Source organism: Variovorax sp. PEI5 (genome assembly GCF_056679935.1).
On record NZ_CM155257.1, the window covers coordinates 582007 to 599361 of the forward strand.

Annotated in this window: 13 protein-coding genes and 1 tRNA gene; 7 read left to right on the top strand and 7 right to left on the bottom strand. The window is 68.3% G+C overall.

The annotated features are described in order from the left end of the window. Positions 1 to 167 precede the first annotated feature (167 nt). The 3 genes from AC1MLT_RS02710 to hemH form a co-directional block, all read right to left on the bottom strand. Positions 168 to 1544 (bottom strand): URC4/urg3 family protein, encoded by a 1377-nt coding sequence (locus AC1MLT_RS02710; protein WP_481033746.1) that lies wholly within the window; start codon positions 1542 to 1544, stop codon positions 168 to 170. After that, positions 1541 to 2947 carry a GTP cyclohydrolase II gene (locus AC1MLT_RS02715; RefSeq protein ID WP_481033747.1) on the bottom strand — a complete coding sequence of 469 codons (1407 nt, stop codon included), beginning with the start codon at positions 2945 to 2947 and terminating at the stop codon, positions 1541 to 1543. Before AC1MLT_RS02715 ends, AC1MLT_RS02710 begins: the two co-directional genes overlap by 4 nt. A gap of 79 nt (positions 2948 to 3026) precedes the next feature. Continuing rightward, the gene (hemH, locus tag AC1MLT_RS02720; RefSeq protein ID WP_481033748.1) at positions 3027 to 4124 is read right to left on the bottom strand and encodes a ferrochelatase; all 1098 of its coding nucleotides are present in this window, start codon (positions 4122 to 4124) and stop codon (positions 3027 to 3029) included. A 15-nt stretch (positions 4125 to 4139) separates the two neighbouring features. On the opposite strand from hemH, the gene AC1MLT_RS02725 reads away from it, so the two are divergent. Beyond that, positions 4140 to 4895: an HAD family hydrolase gene (locus tag AC1MLT_RS02725; RefSeq protein WP_481033749.1), complete on the top strand. Its 756-nt coding sequence runs from the start codon at positions 4140 to 4142 to the stop codon at positions 4893 to 4895. Between the two features lie 66 nt (positions 4896 to 4961). Here the strand turns inward: AC1MLT_RS02725 and AC1MLT_RS02730 are convergent, their stop codons facing one another. From AC1MLT_RS02730 to hpnC, 4 genes are all read right to left on the bottom strand, one after another. Continuing rightward, positions 4962 to 5711 (bottom strand): response regulator transcription factor, encoded by a 750-nt coding sequence (locus AC1MLT_RS02730; RefSeq protein WP_481033750.1) that lies wholly within the window; start codon positions 5709 to 5711, stop codon positions 4962 to 4964. Between the two features lie 306 nt (positions 5712 to 6017). Continuing rightward, on the bottom strand, positions 6018 to 7313 hold the full coding sequence (gene hpnE, locus AC1MLT_RS02735; RefSeq protein ID WP_481034881.1) for a hydroxysqualene dehydroxylase HpnE: 1296 nt from the start codon (positions 7311 to 7313) through the stop codon (positions 6018 to 6020). A 25-nt stretch (positions 7314 to 7338) separates the two neighbouring features. Next, complete coding sequence (gene hpnD, locus AC1MLT_RS02740) at positions 7339 to 8178, bottom strand: presqualene diphosphate synthase HpnD (protein WP_481033751.1); 840 nt, start codon at positions 8176 to 8178, stop codon at positions 7339 to 7341. Between the two features lie 28 nt (positions 8179 to 8206). Next, positions 8207 to 9106 (bottom strand): squalene synthase HpnC, encoded by a 900-nt coding sequence (gene hpnC / locus AC1MLT_RS02745; protein ID WP_481033752.1) that lies wholly within the window; start codon positions 9104 to 9106, stop codon positions 8207 to 8209. Positions 9107 to 9277: 171 nt separating this feature from the next. Here hpnC and AC1MLT_RS02750 point away from each other — a divergent pair, with 171 nt between their 5' ends. The 6 genes from AC1MLT_RS02750 (at position 9278) to clpX (ending at position 17299) form a co-directional block, all read left to right on the top strand. Beyond that, the gene (locus tag AC1MLT_RS02750; RefSeq protein WP_481033753.1) at positions 9278 to 10468 is read left to right on the top strand and encodes an efflux RND transporter periplasmic adaptor subunit; all 1191 of its coding nucleotides are present in this window, start codon (positions 9278 to 9280) and stop codon (positions 10466 to 10468) included. 58 nt (positions 10469 to 10526) lie between these two features. Beyond that, positions 10527 to 13673, top strand: coding sequence for an efflux RND transporter permease subunit (locus AC1MLT_RS02755; protein WP_481034882.1), 3147 nt, complete (start codon positions 10527 to 10529; stop codon positions 13671 to 13673). Between the two features lie 74 nt (positions 13674 to 13747). Further along, positions 13748 to 13834: transfer RNA gene (locus AC1MLT_RS02760), tRNA-Leu, on the top strand. A gap of 31 nt (positions 13835 to 13865) precedes the next feature. After that, positions 13866 to 15188, top strand: a complete 1323-nt coding sequence (tig, locus tag AC1MLT_RS02765) for a trigger factor (protein WP_481033754.1) — start codon at positions 13866 to 13868, stop codon at positions 15186 to 15188. A gap of 98 nt (positions 15189 to 15286) precedes the next feature. Next, a complete protein-coding gene (gene clpP, locus AC1MLT_RS02770; protein WP_481033755.1) occupies positions 15287 to 15895 on the top strand; it encodes an ATP-dependent Clp endopeptidase proteolytic subunit ClpP in 609 nt (202 codons plus the stop codon). Between the two features lie 138 nt (positions 15896 to 16033). Beyond that, a complete protein-coding gene (gene clpX, locus AC1MLT_RS02775) occupies positions 16034 to 17299 on the top strand; it encodes an ATP-dependent Clp protease ATP-binding subunit ClpX (RefSeq protein ID WP_481033756.1) in 1266 nt (421 codons plus the stop codon). Positions 17300 to 17355 lie beyond the last annotated feature (56 nt).

Genomic DNA, 17355 nt, shown 5'->3' on the forward strand with positions numbered 1-17355 from the left:
GGCGTTGAAGACGACGAATGAACGAGGATAAGAGGCTGCGTCGAGACGGTGAAAGCCGACATTCCCGCATTCCGGGAACACCGCGGAACCGGCTCCGCCGGTCCGCCGGTGTTGCCCCCGGCAGGGGGTTGGCGCAGCGACACGAAGTGCGCGAAGACTGGGGCGAGTCAAAACACCGTGCCGTCGCTTTCGATGATCAGGGGCGGTGCGCCCGCTCGCAAGCGCTGTGCCAGCACGCGGCCGGCGGCCCAGGTGCCACCCTCGAGCACGCAGGCCAGCGGCATCTCCTCGGCGCTCCGGCCCAGCAGCGCGCGCACGCGCGGCGCCACCTCGTCGAGCAGCGCGACGGTCAGGGCGCGCCACTCGACCACGAACTCGTCGCCGACCTGCCAGGTGCCTTCGAGAAAGGCCTCGTCGCGCGCGACGATCACGCCGGTGTCGATGAACAGGCCGCCGTTGCGGTACTCGGGCAGGCCGGTGAGCCGGTCGATGCCGCGCACCTTGATGCCGGCCCACTCGAAGGGCTCAAGCAGCGAGTAGGTCAGCCACTGCGACAGCTTGTGGAACGGCATCCAGCCATCGGTCAGGCCGGGGCCGCGCACCGCGCCATGCGGCCAGCAGTCGCCCAGGGCCAGCGCCGGATCGCCCGAGCCGGTGAGGATGTCGCCGTCGAGGGCGTTGCCGGCGGGCCAGATGCGCGAGAGCGAGTCCAGCACCAGCTGCAGGATCTCCTCGGCCGAGATCTCGGCCGTCGGCGGCGCCGCCGGGCCATAGGCGCTCACGAGGGCATCGAACAGGCCGCCGGGCCGGGGCGCTCCGTCGTGGCCGAAGATCTCCGGCTGCTGGGCCAGTGCCTCGCCGAGCCGGCGCAGCAGGGTGGTGCGCCCGCTCAGGCCGACCAGCGGATTGGCCGCGCTGACCTGGAACGCCTCGGCCAGGCGGTCGCCCGACAGGCCGCGCAGGCCGGCGGCATCGGCCTGCAGCGGCCGCTCCGCGTCGGAGGAGAACAGGCCGGCCGTGAAGGCGTGGAAGCTGGCCACGCCCAGGCCCTCGGAGCGCGTGAAGCGCTGGCCGCTGGCCGGCTCGACATAGTGCCAGTCGGGTCCGGCGCCGGCATCGAGCAGCACGCTCACCAATGCCAGGTCGATCTGCACGCGGGCGCGTTCGCGCGGCGTCACGTCGGCGCCCAGCAGGGCGTCCAGCCGGGCCAGCCGGTCGACGCCGCCGGCCTCGAAATGGCGCCAGCGGCTGTGGAACGGGATGCGGCCCGATGGATAGCGCTCGCGCGCCGCATCGGCCACGGCCTGCGCGGCGGTGTCGAGCGTGGCGTCGGCGCCGATCGAGAACCATGTCGACTCGCCGCGACGCGCCCGTGCCAGCAGGGCGGCGGCGCGCTCGCGCACGGCGCCAGCGGTGCGCAGGTAGCCCACGGCGTTGCCGGGCTGGTCGTAGTCGGGGGCGATGTCGGCCTCGACGCGCGCGGCGGCGCGGTCGTCGTCGGCGGTGGTGGTGGTGGTGGTGGTCGTGCGCGTGGCGGTGTTCATTGGTCGAGTCCCCGGCCCTTGGCCTTCTTCAATTCTTCTGCGCCCGGCACCGGGCCGGGCGTGAAATAGCCGGCCGCCATCTTGGCATCCATCTCGACGCGGGCATCGGCCGGGATCAGTTCGTCGGGGATGTTGACGCGTTCGCCGATCTCGATGCCCGAGCCGGTGATGGCGTCGAACTTCATGTTGCTCATCGACACCAGGCGATGGATCTTCCTGATGCCCAGCCAGTGGAAGACGTCGGGCATCAGCTCCTGGAAACGCATGTCCTGCACGCCGGCCACGCATTCGGTGCGAGCGAAATACTGGTCGGCGGTGTCGCCCCCGACCTGGCGCTTGCGCGCGTTGTAGACCAGGAACTTGGTGACTTCGCCGAGGGCGCGGCCCTCCTTGCGCGAGTAGGCGATCAGCCCGACGCCGCCGCGCTGGGCGCCGCGGATGCATTCCTCGATGGCGTGCGTGAGGTAGGGCCGGCAGGTGCAGATGTCGGAGCCGAAGACATCCGAGCCATTGCACTCGTCGTGGATGCGGGCGGTGAGCTCGACCTCCGGATTGGCCAGGTCGCGCGGATTGCCGAAGATGTAGATGGTCTGGCCGCCGATCGGTGGCAGGAAGACCTCCAGGTCGGAGCGCGTCACCAGTTCCGGGTACATGCCGCCGGTCTCCTCGAACAGGGTGCGGCGCAGGTCGGTCTCGGAGCAGCCGAAGCGCCGTGCCACCTCGGGCAGGTACCAGACCGGCTCGATGGCGGCCTTGGTCACCAGCGCGGCGCCGCCGGCGGTGAGGAAGCGGCCGTCGGCCTGCAGGCGGCCGCTCTGCAGCGCCTCGATCACCTCCGGCAGGATCACGTGGGCCTTGGTGATGGCGATGGTCGGGCGGATGTCGTAGCCGGCGGACAGCTCGCCGGCGAAGACGTCGGCCACCAGCGCGCCCCATGGGTCGAGCGAGACGATGCGGCCGGGCTCGGTCCATTGCGGATAGGGGCCGATGGCATCGGTCGGCGAGGTGTTGGTGAGGTCGGCCTTGTGCTCGCGCTTGAGCGCGCCGGCGGCCACCGCCAGTGCGCGGTAGACGCTGTAGGAGCCGCTGTGGGTGCCGATCACGTTGCGATGCGCGCGGCGGGTGGTGGTGCCGACGATCGGACCGCGCTCGGCCGGCGTGGCGGCGCCCCAGCGGATCGGCAGCGAGCCGAAGCCGCTCGAATGCGAGGTCAGCCGGATGTGGCGCGGAGCGGTCGCCAGCGGCGCGTTGTAGAAGGGCGAGATCGATCCACCGGTCTCGACCGGCAATGCCATGGCCGGCGGAATGACCGCCGCCGCATGGCCCGAGGCATCGAACAGGGGGGAGGGGGAAACCGGGATGGTGGGTGAGGAGGAAGAATCGGAAACGGTGTCGACGGACATTGCGGACCCTCAAAAAATGCAATGTACCGAGGGTCTTCCATCACGGCAAGCAAAGCCGTACGCCATTCGTCGTACCTTTCTAACGGCGTGGCTCGCCCCTTACTTCCTGCGGTTTCGTCGGCCAGCCGGCGAGGTGGCGTTCGGCGATGCCGGCCAGCGCGGTGATCCAGGCCGGATCGTCGTTGAGCGAGGGGATGTAGTGGAACTCGCGACCGCCCTCGTGCAGGAAGGCTTCGCGCCCTTCCATGGCGATCTCCTCCAGGGTCTCCAGGCAGTCGGCCGGGAAGCCCGGGCACATCACGTCGACCCGCCCGACCCCGGCCTTGCCGAGCTCGCGCAGGGTCGGCTCGGTGTAGGGCTCCAGCCACTTGGCGCGGCCGAAGCGCGACTGGAAGGTCACGCGATGGCGCTGCGCCGACAGCCCGAGTCGCTCGGCCAGCAGGCGCGCGGTCTCCAGGCATTGCGACTGGTAGGGATCGCCCAGGCGGATGTTGCGCTCGGGGATGCCATGGAAGCTCATCACCAGCTGGTCGGGCCGGCCGTGCCGCTTCCAGTAGGCCTGCACGCTCTGCGCCAGGGCGTCGATGTAGAGCGGATCGTCGTGGAAGTCGTTGACGAAGCGCAGCTCCGGCAGACGGCGCTGCGTGCGCGTCCACTGGGCGACGGCGTCGATCACGCTGGCGGTGGTGGTGGCCGAATACTGGGGATAGGCCTGCAGCACCAGCACGCGCGCGATGCCCTCGGCCTGCAGGGCATCGAGTTGCGAGCCGATCGACGGATTGGCATAGCGCATCGCCGCGCGCACCGTGAGCCGGTGGCCGCGCTCGCCGAGCCAGCCGGCCAGCAGCGTCGCCTGCCGGGCGGTCCAGACCTTCAGCGGCGAGCCTTCGGCCAGCCAGATGCTGGCGTACTTGGCCGCCGACTTGGCCGGTCGCACGCGCAGGATGATGCCGTGCAGGATCAGGCACCAGATGGCGCGCGGAATCTCCACCACGCGGTGGTCGTGCAGGAACTGCGAGAGGTAGGGGCGCACGGCCTGCGCGGTCGGTGCATCGGGCGAGCCCAGGTTGCACCACAGGATGGCGGTGCGGACGGTGGAAGGCGGGTCGGTGGGGCGGGATGGGGCGGCGGGCGCCAGGGCATCGGCACGGGCGCCGGCGGGGTCGTTCGGGAGCATGCGATATTCTGCGGCATGACCTCAGAGACCCCGGCGCCCCCGGCCATGGCCCTCCACGACGGCCTCGACATCGACCGCATCGCCGGCATCTCGCTGGACCTCGACGACACCTTGTGGCCGATCTGGCCGACCATCGAGCGGGCCGAGGTGGCGCTGCACGAGTTCCTGCTGCGCGAGGCGCCGGGCACGGCCGAGTTGCTGCTCACGCCCGGCGTGCTGCGCGAACTGCGCGAAGCCACCGAGCGCGAGCGCTCCGACCTCGCGCACGACATGAGCGCATTGCGCCGCGAGTCGATCCGCACGGCCCTGCGCCGCGCCGGCGAGGATCCGCTGCTGGCCGACCCGGCCTTCGACGTGTTCTTCGCCGCGCGCCAGCGCGTCGTGCTCTACGACGATGCCGCGCCGGCGCTGCAATGGCTGAGCGAACGCTATCCGCTGGTGGCGATCTCCAATGGCAATGCCGACATCCATCGGACCGGCATCGGGCACTGGTTCCGTGGCGCCTTCAGCGCCCACGTCTTCGGCAGCGGCAAGCCGCACGCGCCGATCTTCCACGCCGCCGCCGCCTCGATCGGGCTGGCGCCGGAGGCCATCCTGCATGTGGGCGACGATGCGGCGCTGGACGTGGTGGGGGCGCTCGACGCCGGCATGCAGGCGGTCTGGCTGGATCGCAAGCCGGACGACGAGCGTCAGCCCTGGGCCCACGGTGCGCGGCCCCAGCTGGTGGTGCCCGATCTGCTCAGTCTCTGCCGCGCGCTCGGCGCGAACTGAGATCGAACGCACGGGGCCGCCCGGCATGGCGGGACCCGATGCGCGCGACCCGGGAGGAGTCCGGCGTCACCGGATGTGGAACGACTTCTGCAGCCGGAACAGATCCTGGTTGCTGCTGACGCTGAGCTTGCGGAAGGCGGCCTGCTTCTGCGAGCTGATGGTCTTGATGCTGCGCACGAACTTGTGGCTGATCTCGCTGACGGACATGCCCTGGAGCAGGCACCGCAGCACTTCCATCTCGCGCGTCGACAGGCCCGCGCCATCCAGGGCCTCGTTGTTCGACGCGGGCGCGATGTTCATCGAATCGAACTGGATCTCCGGCGGCTTGGGGCGCTTGCGGTCGCCATGGAAACGCGAATGCCAGGAGGCGAATCCCAGCTCGCGGATGACGCTGATGAGCTTGTCCATGGAGCAGCGCTTGGACAACACGCAGGACACGCCGGCCCGCGTGATGAGGGCCTGGGTGGCCTGGCTCATGTAGCCGGTGTAGACCAGCAGGCGCGTGTCGGGGAAATTGCGCTGGAACTGCTTGATGAGATTCCAGCCGTCGTTCTCCAGCCCCTCGAGCTGGTATTCCACGATGACGACGTCGCAGGTGAATTCCCTGAGCAGAGCAGCGACTTCACGAAAATCAGAGCCGGAACCGATCCAATGCATGTCGTATTGACTGCGGATCTTGCATTCCAGGCCGAAGCGTACTGCTGAATGACTGTCGAGTTGGCAGATATTGATGCGTGCGGGGTCTCCGCCCACGGCCGTCGACGTTGTTTGCGTTCTCGTCGAAATGGTCTTATCAAACTCGTGCGTTTCTGACATTTACGGCTTCCTGGTGGTTGGTTGAGCACCGATCCATGAGAAATGGACCCTGTACCCCCAAGGCTAATCCCGCTAGGTCATCCGCAATCTGAAGTAATGTTTATTACGTCCAAAAACTTTGCTGATGAAATCAAGCTACAACATGTTTGTCTGCAATAAACAACTCATTCTTTCTAAAAATAAAGAATGTCGCCGTTGAAAAATCGAATAGTTGGAAAAATCAATGATTTGATTGGATGTTGCATTTGATTTTGGCAAATTCGAGGTATTGCCAAATTTAGCCGTCCCAAATCCATTTTCATGACTTCATGTAACAGATATGAAGTTTTTTTGACGTTCGGTGCCCGATATTCGGCGGGCGGCGGTCAGACCACTCCGCACGGCGCCTTCCAGGGTGGCGGGATACGGCCCCTCCACATAGTCGCCGCACGCGCCGAGGGTGGCGTCGATGTCGCCCGCAGGCCGTCGCAGGCCGGGCGTGCAGGAAAAGGTGGCGCGCTTCTCGACGATCGTGCGCAGGATGCGCAGCCCCGGCTGACCGAGGACCTTCCGGGCCTGCTCCAGAACGCGTCGCTCCAGGATCTCGCGCGGGACATCGACGGCGCTCACGACCAGCGCCAGGCGGCCCGCCGGGCCACCCAGGCGGGTGCGGTCGAAGACGAACTGCGCCGGTTCGTCGACCGACGAGCGCAGGGCCAGCATGGGCGCGGCCAGGGGCGTCGCGCCTTCGAGATACACCGTGGCGATCGCCTCGAAGCGCAGCGACTCGGCGGCCTCGATCCAGGCCGGCGCGTCGATGGCGCTGTGGCGCAGCAGCCGGGCGGCATCCCAGGAAGCGCCGGCCAGCACGACGTGATCGAAGGGCAGGTCGTGGATGCGCCAGGGCGCGCCGCCCGGTCCGCCCGGCTCGAGGATGTCGACGCGCGTTCCCAGGTGCAGCGTGGCGTCGTGACGGGCGAGCCAGTCCAGGGCGGCATCGGGCAGCAGGGCACCGAGATCGACGCGTGGCAGCAGCAGGTCGGCGCCGCCCGGGAGGCCGAAGAGCGCATCGCGCAGGACGGTGAGGAACACCTGGCCACTGGCCCGGACCGAGGGCGTGTTGAGGGCCGACACGCACAGCGGATCGATCAGCTCGTCCATCACGCGTGGCGTGAGGTCGCGGCACAGATCGCTCACCGTGGCCGTGCCGGCGCAGCGGAAGCCGGCGCGTCGCCAGCGCCAGGCGCTTCGCATCAGGGTCGTCTTGTCGCGCCAGTTCCAGCCACGCGCCGTGGCGATGCCGGCGAGCAGGTCGAGTGGCGCCGGCCACCCCGCCGGCACGGCCAGCCCGGTGCCGTCGGGCCGTCGCAGCGACAGCGGCAGACGCAGCAGGGCGGTCTCCGGATCGACGCCGACCAGGCGCATCAACGCCAGCGTCTCGCGGTAGGCGCCGATCAGGATGTGCTGCCCGTTGTCCAGCGGTGGACCGGCACGGATGCCGGCATCGCCCTCGATACGGCGCGCGCGGCCGCCGGTGGTGCGCGCGGCGTCGAACAGGGCGACGCGATGGCCCGCGCGCGTGGCCTCGACCGCGCAGGCGAGGCCGGCCCACCCGGCACCGATCACGGCGACCCTCACACTGTCCGACCTACAGCCGTCCGAGTGCCTGCACCTGCCAGGCCAGCCAGAACTTGCGCACCGGCGTGAGGCTGACGCGCTGGTTCAGCACCTGGAAGTCGTCGCTCTCGATCTCGCGCAGCAGCGTGCGGTAGATGCTCGCCATCATCAGGCCCGGTTTCTGGTTGCGGCGGTCGGCCGCGGGCAGCAGACCCAGGGCCTCGTCGTAGGCCTGGTGGGCGCGCTCGGCCTGGAACTTCATCAGCGCGACGAAGCGCTCCGAATGCACGCGGTTGAGGATCTCGTGCGCCTTGACGTCGAAGCGCTGCAGCTCGTTGACCGGCAGGTAGATGCGACCGCGCAGGGCGTCCTCGCCGACGTCCCGGATGATGTTGGTGAGCTGCAGCGCGAGTCCGAGCCGGTGGGCATAGTCGGTCGTCTGCGGATCGGACTGGCCGAAGATGCGCGCCGCGACCTCGCCCACCACGCCGGCCACCAGGTGGCAATAGCGCCCCAGGGCGTGGAAGTCGAGGTAGCGGGTCTGGTCGAGGTCCATCTGGCAGCCATCGACGATCTGCTGGAGCTGCGCGGCCTCGATGCCGTGCTCGGCCGCCAACGGCATGAGCGCCTGCATCACCGGATGGTGGGGCTGGCCGGCGAAGGACTGGGCGATCTCGGTACGCCACCAGGCGAGCTTGGTGGCGGCGACGCCGGGATCGCGCACCTCGTCGACGACGTCGTCGATCTCGCGGCAGAAGGCATAGAACGCGGTGATCGCGGCACGGCGCTGCTTGGGAAGGAACAGGAACGCGTAATAGAAGCTGCTGCCCGAGGCGGCCGCCTTGTCCTGCACGTACTGGTCGGGATTCATCGGGTCGAACGCGCGGTCTGCTGGGTGGTCATGCGGGCGATTGTCTCCGCATCCACAGGGCGCGCCAGGCCAGGCGCGGCGCGTCGCCCCCGCCGATGGTCGGGCGGCGCGAGAAGCTGTCGAAGCCCTGCGCCTCGATCTTGTCCAGGATCCTCAGGCCGCCCTGGACCACCAGGCGCAGCTCCCAGCCGGCCCGCCCGGGCAGGCGGTGCACCAGCGGCGCGCCTTCGCGCATCAGCTCGCGCGCCCAGGCCACCTGGCGGGCGACCAGGGTCAGCGCGGCGGCGGGCGGCGCGTCGCTGCCCAGCGGACGGAAGCGTTCGAAATCCTCCGGTCCGAGCCCGCATGCCGCGCAATCCGCGAGCGGCAGGTAGTGCCGCTCGCGCGGCAGGTCGACGCTCGGGTCCTGCCAGAAGTTGATCAGCTGCAGGGCGCTGCAGATGGCGTCGCTGCGCTCGAGCGACGGCGCGTCGTCGACGCCATAGAGATGCAGGAGCAGCCGGCCGATCGGGTTGGCCGAACGTCGGCAGTAGTCGAGCAGCCCGGCACGGTCGGCATACCAGCGGCGATCGCGCGTGTGGGCGATGTCCTGGGCGAAGGCATCGAGCAGATCGGCCAGCAATGCCTCCGGCAGCGCGAAGGTCCGCATCGCGTGGGCGAGCGGGCCGAAGACGTCGGGCCAGCGCGAGGCGGGGTCGACCGTGCCGCGCGCCGCGACGGCCAGTTCGGCGCGGAAGTCGCGCAGGTCGGCCAGGCGCGGCGTCGGGCCGGCATCGCCTTCGTCGGCGATGTCGTCGGCCGTGCGGGCGAAGTGGTAGATGGCCGCGATCGGAGGTCGCAGGCGCGGCGGGCACAGCCACGACGCGACGGGGAAGTTCTCGTAGTGGGTCGGCGGCGCGGCGAGCGTCGGCGCCGTCGACGGCGGCACGGGAAAGGGGGAGGAGGACGGCACGCGCAGGATTGTCGACGACCCGCCGCACCGGGCGGCCGCCGGGGTTGCTTTCCACCCTCCGCCGGACCGATTGACAGTGTCTGACGCTTATCCTAGATTACTAACCGTTCGGTCATTAGTGGCCTTCAGTGCACAACGAGGTGGTCCATGACCGTGCTTTTTCCCCATCCGATGGCTTCGTCGACCGGCGCTGCGTGCCTGCTGCTGGCACTGGTCGTCGCGCTCGCCGGCTGCTCGCGCCCGGCACCCGTCGAAGAGCCGCTGCGCGCCGTCAAGGTCCAGGCCGTGGGCGCCAGCGGCATCGAGACCACGCCCGAATACTCCGCCGAGGTGCGCGCCCGCATCGAGTCGCAGCTCGGCTTCCGGGTGGCCGGAAAGATCCTGCGCCGGCAGGCCGAACTGGGCCGGCACGTGCGTGCGGGCGAGGTGCTGGCACAGCTCGATCCACAGGACTACCGGCTCGCCGCCGAAGCCGCGCGGGCCCAGCTGGCGGCGGCGGTCACCAACCGCGATCTCGCCGCCGCCGACCTCCAGCGTTATCGCGAACTGCGCGCGCAGAACTTCATCAGCGGCGCCGAACTGGAGCGCCGCGAATCGACCTGGAAGGCGGCGCAGGCCCAGTTCGAACAGGGCCGGGCGCAACTCGCGTCGCAGGGCAATCAGGCGTCCTACACGACCCTCACGGCCGACGTGGCCGGGATCGTCACGGCCGTGGAGGCGCAGCCGGGCCAGGTGGTGTCGGCCGGCACGCCGGTGGTGCGCATCGCGCAGGACGGCGCGCGCGACGTCGTGTTCGCGGTGCCCGAGGACCGCGCGGCGCAGATGCGCCTGGGGTCGGCCGTCGCCGTGCGCGGGTGGGCCGGGGGCGAGGAGATCGAGGGTCGCGTGCGCGAGGTCGCGGCCAGCGCCGATGCCGTCACCCGCACCTATGCCGTCAAGGTCGCGATCGACGCGGCCAGCGCGCCGCCGCTGGGCGCGACGGTGTACGCGCGGCCGCAGGCGCTGGCGCGCACCGACCAGCCGGTGCTGAAGCTGCCGACCAGCGCGTTGCGCCAGGCTGGCGGTGGCAGCGCGGTGTGGGTGCTGGATCGAGCCACGATGACGGTGCGCTCGCAACCGGTGCAGGTGGCGACGGCCGATGGCAACCAGGCCGTGATCGCGTCGGGCCTGAAGCCGGGCGAACTGGTGGTGGTCGCGGGGGTGCACGTGCTGTCGCCAGGCCAGAAGGTCACGATCTACCAGGACCGTCTGGCCGCCGCGGCGGCGGCCGCGTCCGCACCGGCACCGGCACCGGCAGCGCCGCCATCCTCCCTGGCCGCGCCCGCGGCGGCACGCTGAGGACCGGACGATGAACGACTCCGGCGCCGCGCGCGATCCCTCCATGCCCGACGCGGCGATGCCGGGCGGTACGACCTCCCGCGCCGGCTTCAACCTGTCGCGCTGGGCGCTCGAACACGTCGCCCTGACGCGCTACCTGATGGTGGCGCTGATGGTGCTGGGCTTCGCGGCCTACTTCCAGCTCGGCCAGGACGAGGATCCGCCCTTCACCTTCCGCGTCATGGTGGTGCGCACGCTCTGGCCCGGCGCCACGGCGCAGCAGATGGCCGAGCAGGTCACGGACAAGCTCGAGCGCACGCTGCAGGAAGTGCCCTACGCCTATCGCATCCGCAGCTATTCCAAGCCCGGCGAGTCGCAGATCATCTTCGAGATCAAGGATTCGTCGAAGGCGAGCGAGGTGGCCGGCATCTGGTACACGGTGCGCAAGAAGATCGGCGACATGCGCGCGACGCTGCCCGGCGGCGTCGTGGGGCCGTTCTTCAACGACGACTTCGGCGACGTCTATGGTGTGATCTATGCGCTGGAAGCCGAAGGGTTCTCGCCGGCCGAGGTCAGGACCTTCGCCGACGACGTGCGCCAGAGCCTGCTGCGCGTCAAGGACGTCGCCAAGGTCGAGCAGTTCGGCCTGCAGGACGAGCGGATCTACATCGAGGTGTCGCAGAAGCGCGTGGCGCAGCTCGGCCTGGACTTCAACGCCGTGCTGCAGCAGATCGGCGCGCAGAACGCGGTGGAGAGCGCCGGCACCATCCAGTCGCCGCTGGACGTGCTGCAGGTGCGCGTGGCCGGCCAGTTCACCAGCGTCGAGCAATTGCGCGAGATGCCCATCCGCGGCAGCTCGGGCAATCAGTTGCGGCTCGGCGACATCGCCGGCATCGTGCGCGGCACGGTCGATCCGCCCGTGACCAAGGTGCGCCACCAGGGCCGCGAGGTGGTGGCGCTGGGCGTGTCCATGACCAAGGGCGGCGACATCATCGCGCTGGGCAAGTCGCTGCGGCTGGCGCTGGCGGACATCCAGCGCGGCCTGCCCGCCGGGGTGACGCTCTCGCAGGTCCAGGACCAGCCCGTGGCCGTGGCCACCTCGGTCAACGAATTCGTGCATGTCCTGATCGAGGCGGTGGGCATCGTGCTGGCCGTGAGCTTCATCGCGCTGGGACTGCACCGGGGCGGCCGTTTCGGCTGGACCATCGACATCCGGCCGGGCCTGGTGGTGGCGATCACGATCCCGCTGGTGCTGGCCGTGACCTTCCTGGCGATGGACTACTTCGGCATCGGATTGCACAAGATCTCGCTGGGCTCGCTGATCATCGCGCTGGGACTGCTGGTGGACGACGCCATCATCGCCGTCGAGATGATGGTGCGGAAGATGGAGGAGGGCTACGACAAGGTGCGCGCCGCCACCTTCGCCTACGACGTCACGGCCAAGCCGATGCTGACCGGCACGCTCATCACGGCGGCCGGCTTCCTGCCCATCGGCATCGCGAAGTCGGTGACCGGGGAATACACCTTCGCGATCTTCGCCGTCACCGTGATCGCTCTGGTGCTGTCGTGGATCGTGTCGGTGTATTTCGTGCCCTATCTCGGCACGTTGCTACTCAAGGTCAAGCCGCACGATCCCGACGCGCCACCGCACGAGATGTTCGACTCGCGCTTCTACAACGCCTTCCGCCGCGCGGTGAACGCCTGCATCGCGCATCGCTGGATCACCATCGGCGCGACCGTCGCGATCTTCGCGCTGGGCATCGCCGGCATGGGGCGCGTGCAGCAGCAGTTCTTCCCGGACTCGGTCCGCCCGGAGATCCTGGTCGATCTCTGGATGCCCGAAGGCACCAGCTTCGCCGCCAACGAAGAGGTCGCCCGGCGGGTCGAGCGGCGGCTCATGACCGAGGGCGCGGTGACCTCCGTCACGACATGGATCGGCAACGGCGTGCCGCGCTTCTATCTGCCGCTCGACCAGATCTTTCCGCAGAGCAACGTCTCCCAGATGATCGTGCTGACCAAGGATCTGAAGCAGCGCGATGCCTTGCGCGCCAAGCTGCCGGGCATCCTGGCCCAGGAGTTCCCGGAGGTGCGTGGCCGTCCGAAGCTGCTGCCCAACGGGCCGCCGGTGGCCTATCCGGTGCAGTTCCGCGTCATCGGCAGCGACCCCGCGCAACTGCGCCAGCGCGCCGACGAGGTGGCCGCGCTGATGCGGTCCAACCCGCACACCCGTGGCGTCAACGACAACTGGAACGAGGCGGTCAAGGTGGTGCGGCTGGAGGTCGACCAGGCCAAGGCACGCGCGCTCGGCGTCACCAGCCAGGCCATCGCGCAGGCCTCGCGCACCATGTTCAGCGGCACCACCGTCGGCCAGTACCGCGAGGGCGACCGGCTGATCGACATCGTGCTGCGCCAGTCGGCCGACGAGCGCGGCGAGATCTCGGACATCGGCAGCGCCTACCTGCCGACGGCGTCGGGCCGCTCGATCCCGCTGCTGCAGATCGCCAAGCCGGTCTTCACCTGGGAGCCGGGCGTGATGTGGCGGCAGAACCGCAACTACGCCATCACCGTGCAGAGCGACATCGTCGACGGCCTGCAGGGCGCCACCGTGACCAAGGAACTGCTGCCCGCCCTGCGCGAGCTGGAGGCGCGCTGGCATGCCCAGGGACAGACCGCCTACCGCATCGAGGTCGCCGGCGCGGTCGAGGAGAGCAGCAAGGGTTCCGACTCCATCGTCGCGGGTGTGCCCATCATGCTGTTCCTGGTCTTCACGCTGCTCATGCTGCAGCTGCACAGCTTCAGCCGCGCGCTGCTGGTGTTCATGACCGGGCCGCTGGGCATCGCCGGCGTGGCCGCGGCACTGCTCGTGCTCGACCGGCCGTTCGGCTTCGTGGCCCTGCTCGGCGTGATCGCGCTGATGGGGATGATCCAGCGCAATTCGGTGATCCTGATCGACCAGATCGAAAGCGACCGGGCGGCCGGCGTGCCGGCCTGGGACGCCATCGTCGAGTCGGCCGTGCGACGCCTGCGGCCCATCGTGCTGACGGCGGCCGCGGCGGTGCTGGCGATGATCCCGCTCTCGCGCAGCGTGTTCTGGGGTCCGATGGCCGTGGCCATCATGGGCGGATTGATCGTGGCGACCGCGCTGACGCTGCTGGCGCTGCCGGCGATGTACGCCGCCGCATTTCGTGTCCGACGCGAGCCGGAAGGGGCTCCGGTTCGCGTCTAAAATAAGCGGTTGCCGATTTCGAACGGGTGGTCTGCATGCAGAGGCCGCCCGTTCTTGCATTGAGTTCCCTGACCGCGCGGGTGGCGAAATTGGTAGACGCACCAGGTTTAGGTCCTGACGTTCGCAAGAACGTGCCGGTTCGAGTCCGGCCCCGCGCACCAGCAAAAAATCCTCTCAAGGAAGACACATCAGATGACCGTGAACGTTGAAACCCTCGACAAGCTCGAGCGCAAGATCACCCTGACCCTCCCGGTCGAGACCATCCAGTCGGAGGTCAACGCGCGCCTCAAGAAGATCGCGCGCACCGTCAAGATGGACGGCTTCCGTCCCGGCAAGGTGCCGATGACGGTGGTGGCCCAGCGCTATGGCTATTCGGTCCAGTTCGAGGTCATGAACGACAAGGTCGGCGAGGCCTTCTCGCAGGCCGCCAACGAAGCCAAGCTGCGCGTGGCCGGCCAGCCCCGCATCACCGAGAAGGAAGAGTCGCCCGAGGGCGCGCTGGCCTTCGAAGCGATCTTCGAGGTGTTTCCCGAAGTCAAGATCAACGACCTCTCCGCCGCCGAGATCGACCGCATCACGGCCGAGGTCAGCGACGAGGCCATCGACAAGACGCTCGACATCCTGCGCAAGCAGCGCCGCACGTTCGAGCCGCGCGCCCAGGACGCTGCCGCCCAGGACGACGACCGCGTGACGGTCGACTTCGAAGGCAAGATCGATGGCGAGCCCTTCCAGGGCGGCAAGGCCGAGGACTTCCAGTTCATCGTCGGCGAAGGCCAGATGCTCAAGGAGTTCGAGGATGCCGTGCGTGGCCTGAAGGCGGGCGACAGCCGCACCTTCCCGCTGTCGTTCCCGGCCGACTACCACGGCAAGGACGTGGCCGGCAAGCAGGCCGACTTCATGGTCACCGTGAAGAAGATCGAGGCCTCGCAGCTGCCCGCCATCGACGAGGAACTGGCCAAGTCGCTCGGCATCGAGGACGGCACCATCGACGGCCTGCGCGCCGACATCAAGCGCAACCTCGAGCGTGAAGTGAAGTTCCGGCTCCTGGCGCGCAACAAGAATGCCGTCATGGACGCGCTGATCGGCAACGCCGAGCTCGACGTGCCCAATGCCAGCGTGCAGTCCGAGGTCGAGCGCATGGTCGAGGGCGCCCGCGCCGAGCTCAAGCAGCGCGGCATCAAGGACGCCGACAAGGCGCCGATCCCCGAGGAAGTGTTCCGTCCGCAGGCCGAGCGCCGCGTCCGGCTCGGCCTCGTCGTGGCCGAACTGGTGCGTGCCAACGAACTGCACGCCAAGCCCGAACAGGTCAAGGCGCACGTCGAGGAACTCGCCGCCAGCTACGAGCGCCCCGCCGACGTGGTGCGCTGGTACTTCAGCGACAAGGATCGCCTGGCCGAGGTCGAGGCCGTCGTCATCGAGAACAACGTGACCGACTTCGTCCTTGGCAAGGCCAAGGTCAGCGAGAAGGCCGTCTCCTTCGACGAACTGATGGCGCAGCCCCAGCAGCAGGGCTGAGCGTCCCGGGCCGTGTCCGAGTGTGTACGGCCAGGGGCTTGTGCTCTGCGCGCGAGCCCCAAATTGGCGGGTTGGTAAGAAACACTCTGGAGAGCAATATGAGCGCACAGGAAATTCAAGGCCTCGGCATGGTGCCGATGGTGATCGAGCAGTCGGGCCGCGGCGAGCGTTCCTACGACATCTATTCGCGGTTGCTCAAGGAACGCGTGATTTTCCTGGTGGGCGAGGTCAACGACCAGACCGCCAACCTCGTGGTGGCGCAGCTGCTGTTCCTCGAGAGCGAGAACCCCGACAAGGACATCTCGTTCTACATCAACTCGCCGGGCGGCAGCGTGAGCGCCGGCATGGCCATCTACGACACGATGCAGTTCATCAAGCCGGCCGTCTCGACGCTGTGCATCGGCTTCGCGGCCAGCATGGGCGCCTTCCTGCTGGCGGCGGGCGAGAAGGGCAAGCGGTTCTCGCTGCCCAATTCAAAGGTCATGATCCACCAGGTGCTCGGCGGCGCACGCGGTCAGGCGACCGACATCGAGATCCATGCGCGCGACATCCTGCGTACCAAGGACCAGATGAACCGCATCCTGGCCGAGCGCACCGGCCAGCCGCTGGAGAAGATCGCCCGCGATACCGAGCGCGACTATTTCCTCACGGCCGACGAATCGAAGGAATACGGCCTGATCGACGCCGTGATCGCCAAGCGCGGCTGATCGAGGCACGCCATGGCCGAGGTTCCTCGGCGCCTCTGCAAGGACGGCGTTTTCCATTCGGAGAACGCCGTTTTCGTTGAGGAAGAGGCTTTCCGCTCTTGGCTATGATTGTTGAACCCCATTACGAGGCACCTGCCCATGGCCGATAAAAAAGGCTCTTCCAGCGAAAAAACGCTTTATTGCTCCTTCTGTGGCAAGAGCCAGCACGAGGTCAAGAAGCTCATCGCCGGGCCGTCCGTGTTCATCTGCGACGAATGCATCGACCTGTGCAACGAGATCATCCGTGACGAGCTTCCGCCGGGCGATGAGCCGCGCGATGCGCGCAGCGACCTGCCGACGCCGCTGGAGATCAAGAACAACCTCGACAACTACGTGATCGGCCAGGAAGCGGCCAAGCGCATGCTGTCCGTCGCGGTCTACAACCACTACAAGCGGTTGCGCCACAAGGAGAAGGCCAAGGGCGACGACGTCGAGCTCAACAAGAGCAACATCCTGCTGATCGGTCCGACCGGCTCCGGCAAGACGCTGCTGGCCCAGACACTCGCGCGCATGCTCGACGTGCCCTTCGTGATGGCCGATGCCACCACGCTGACCGAGGCCGGCTATGTGGGCGAGGACGTCGAGAACATCATCCAGAAGCTGCTGCAGAGCTGCAACTACGAGGTCGAGCGGGCGCAGCGCGGCATCGTCTACATCGACGAGATCGACAAGATCTCGCGCAAGTCGGACAACCCGTCCATCACGCGCGACGTGTCGGGCGAGGGCGTGCAGCAGGCCTTGCTCAAGCTGATCGAAGGCACCATGGCCAGCGTGCCGCCGCAGGGCGGACGCAAGCATCCGAACCAGGACTTCCTGCAGATCGACACCACCAACATCCTCTTCATCTGTGGCGGCGCGTTCGCCGGCCTGGAGAAGGTGATCGAGAACCGTACGGAAGCCTCGGGCATCGGTTTCGGGGCCTCGGTGCGCAGCAAGGCGCAGCGCAGCCTGACGGACGTGTTCCGCGAGGTCGAACCCGAGGACCTGATCAAGTTCGGCCTCATCCCCGAACTGGTGGGACGCATGCCGGTGGTGGCATCGCTGGCCGAACTGACCGAGGACACGCTGGTCAAGATCCTGACGGAGCCCAAGAACGCGGTCGTCAAGCAGTTCGTCAAGCTGCTGCAGATGGAGGGCGTCGACCTGGAGATCCGTCCGGGCGCGCTGAAGGCCATCGCGCGCAAGGCGTTGGCGCGCAAGACCGGCGCGCGCGGCCTGCGCTCGATCCTGGAACAGTCGCTGGTCGACACCATGTTCGAATTGCCGAACGTCACCAATGTCGACAAGGTCGTGGTCGAGGAATCGACCATCGACGAGAACAAGCCGCCGTTGCTCGTCTATCGCGAAGCGGCCAAGAAGGCTTGAGCACGCGGGGGTCTTCCACCTGCTTCGGCACGCGAGATCCGCGTGTCCCTACGATG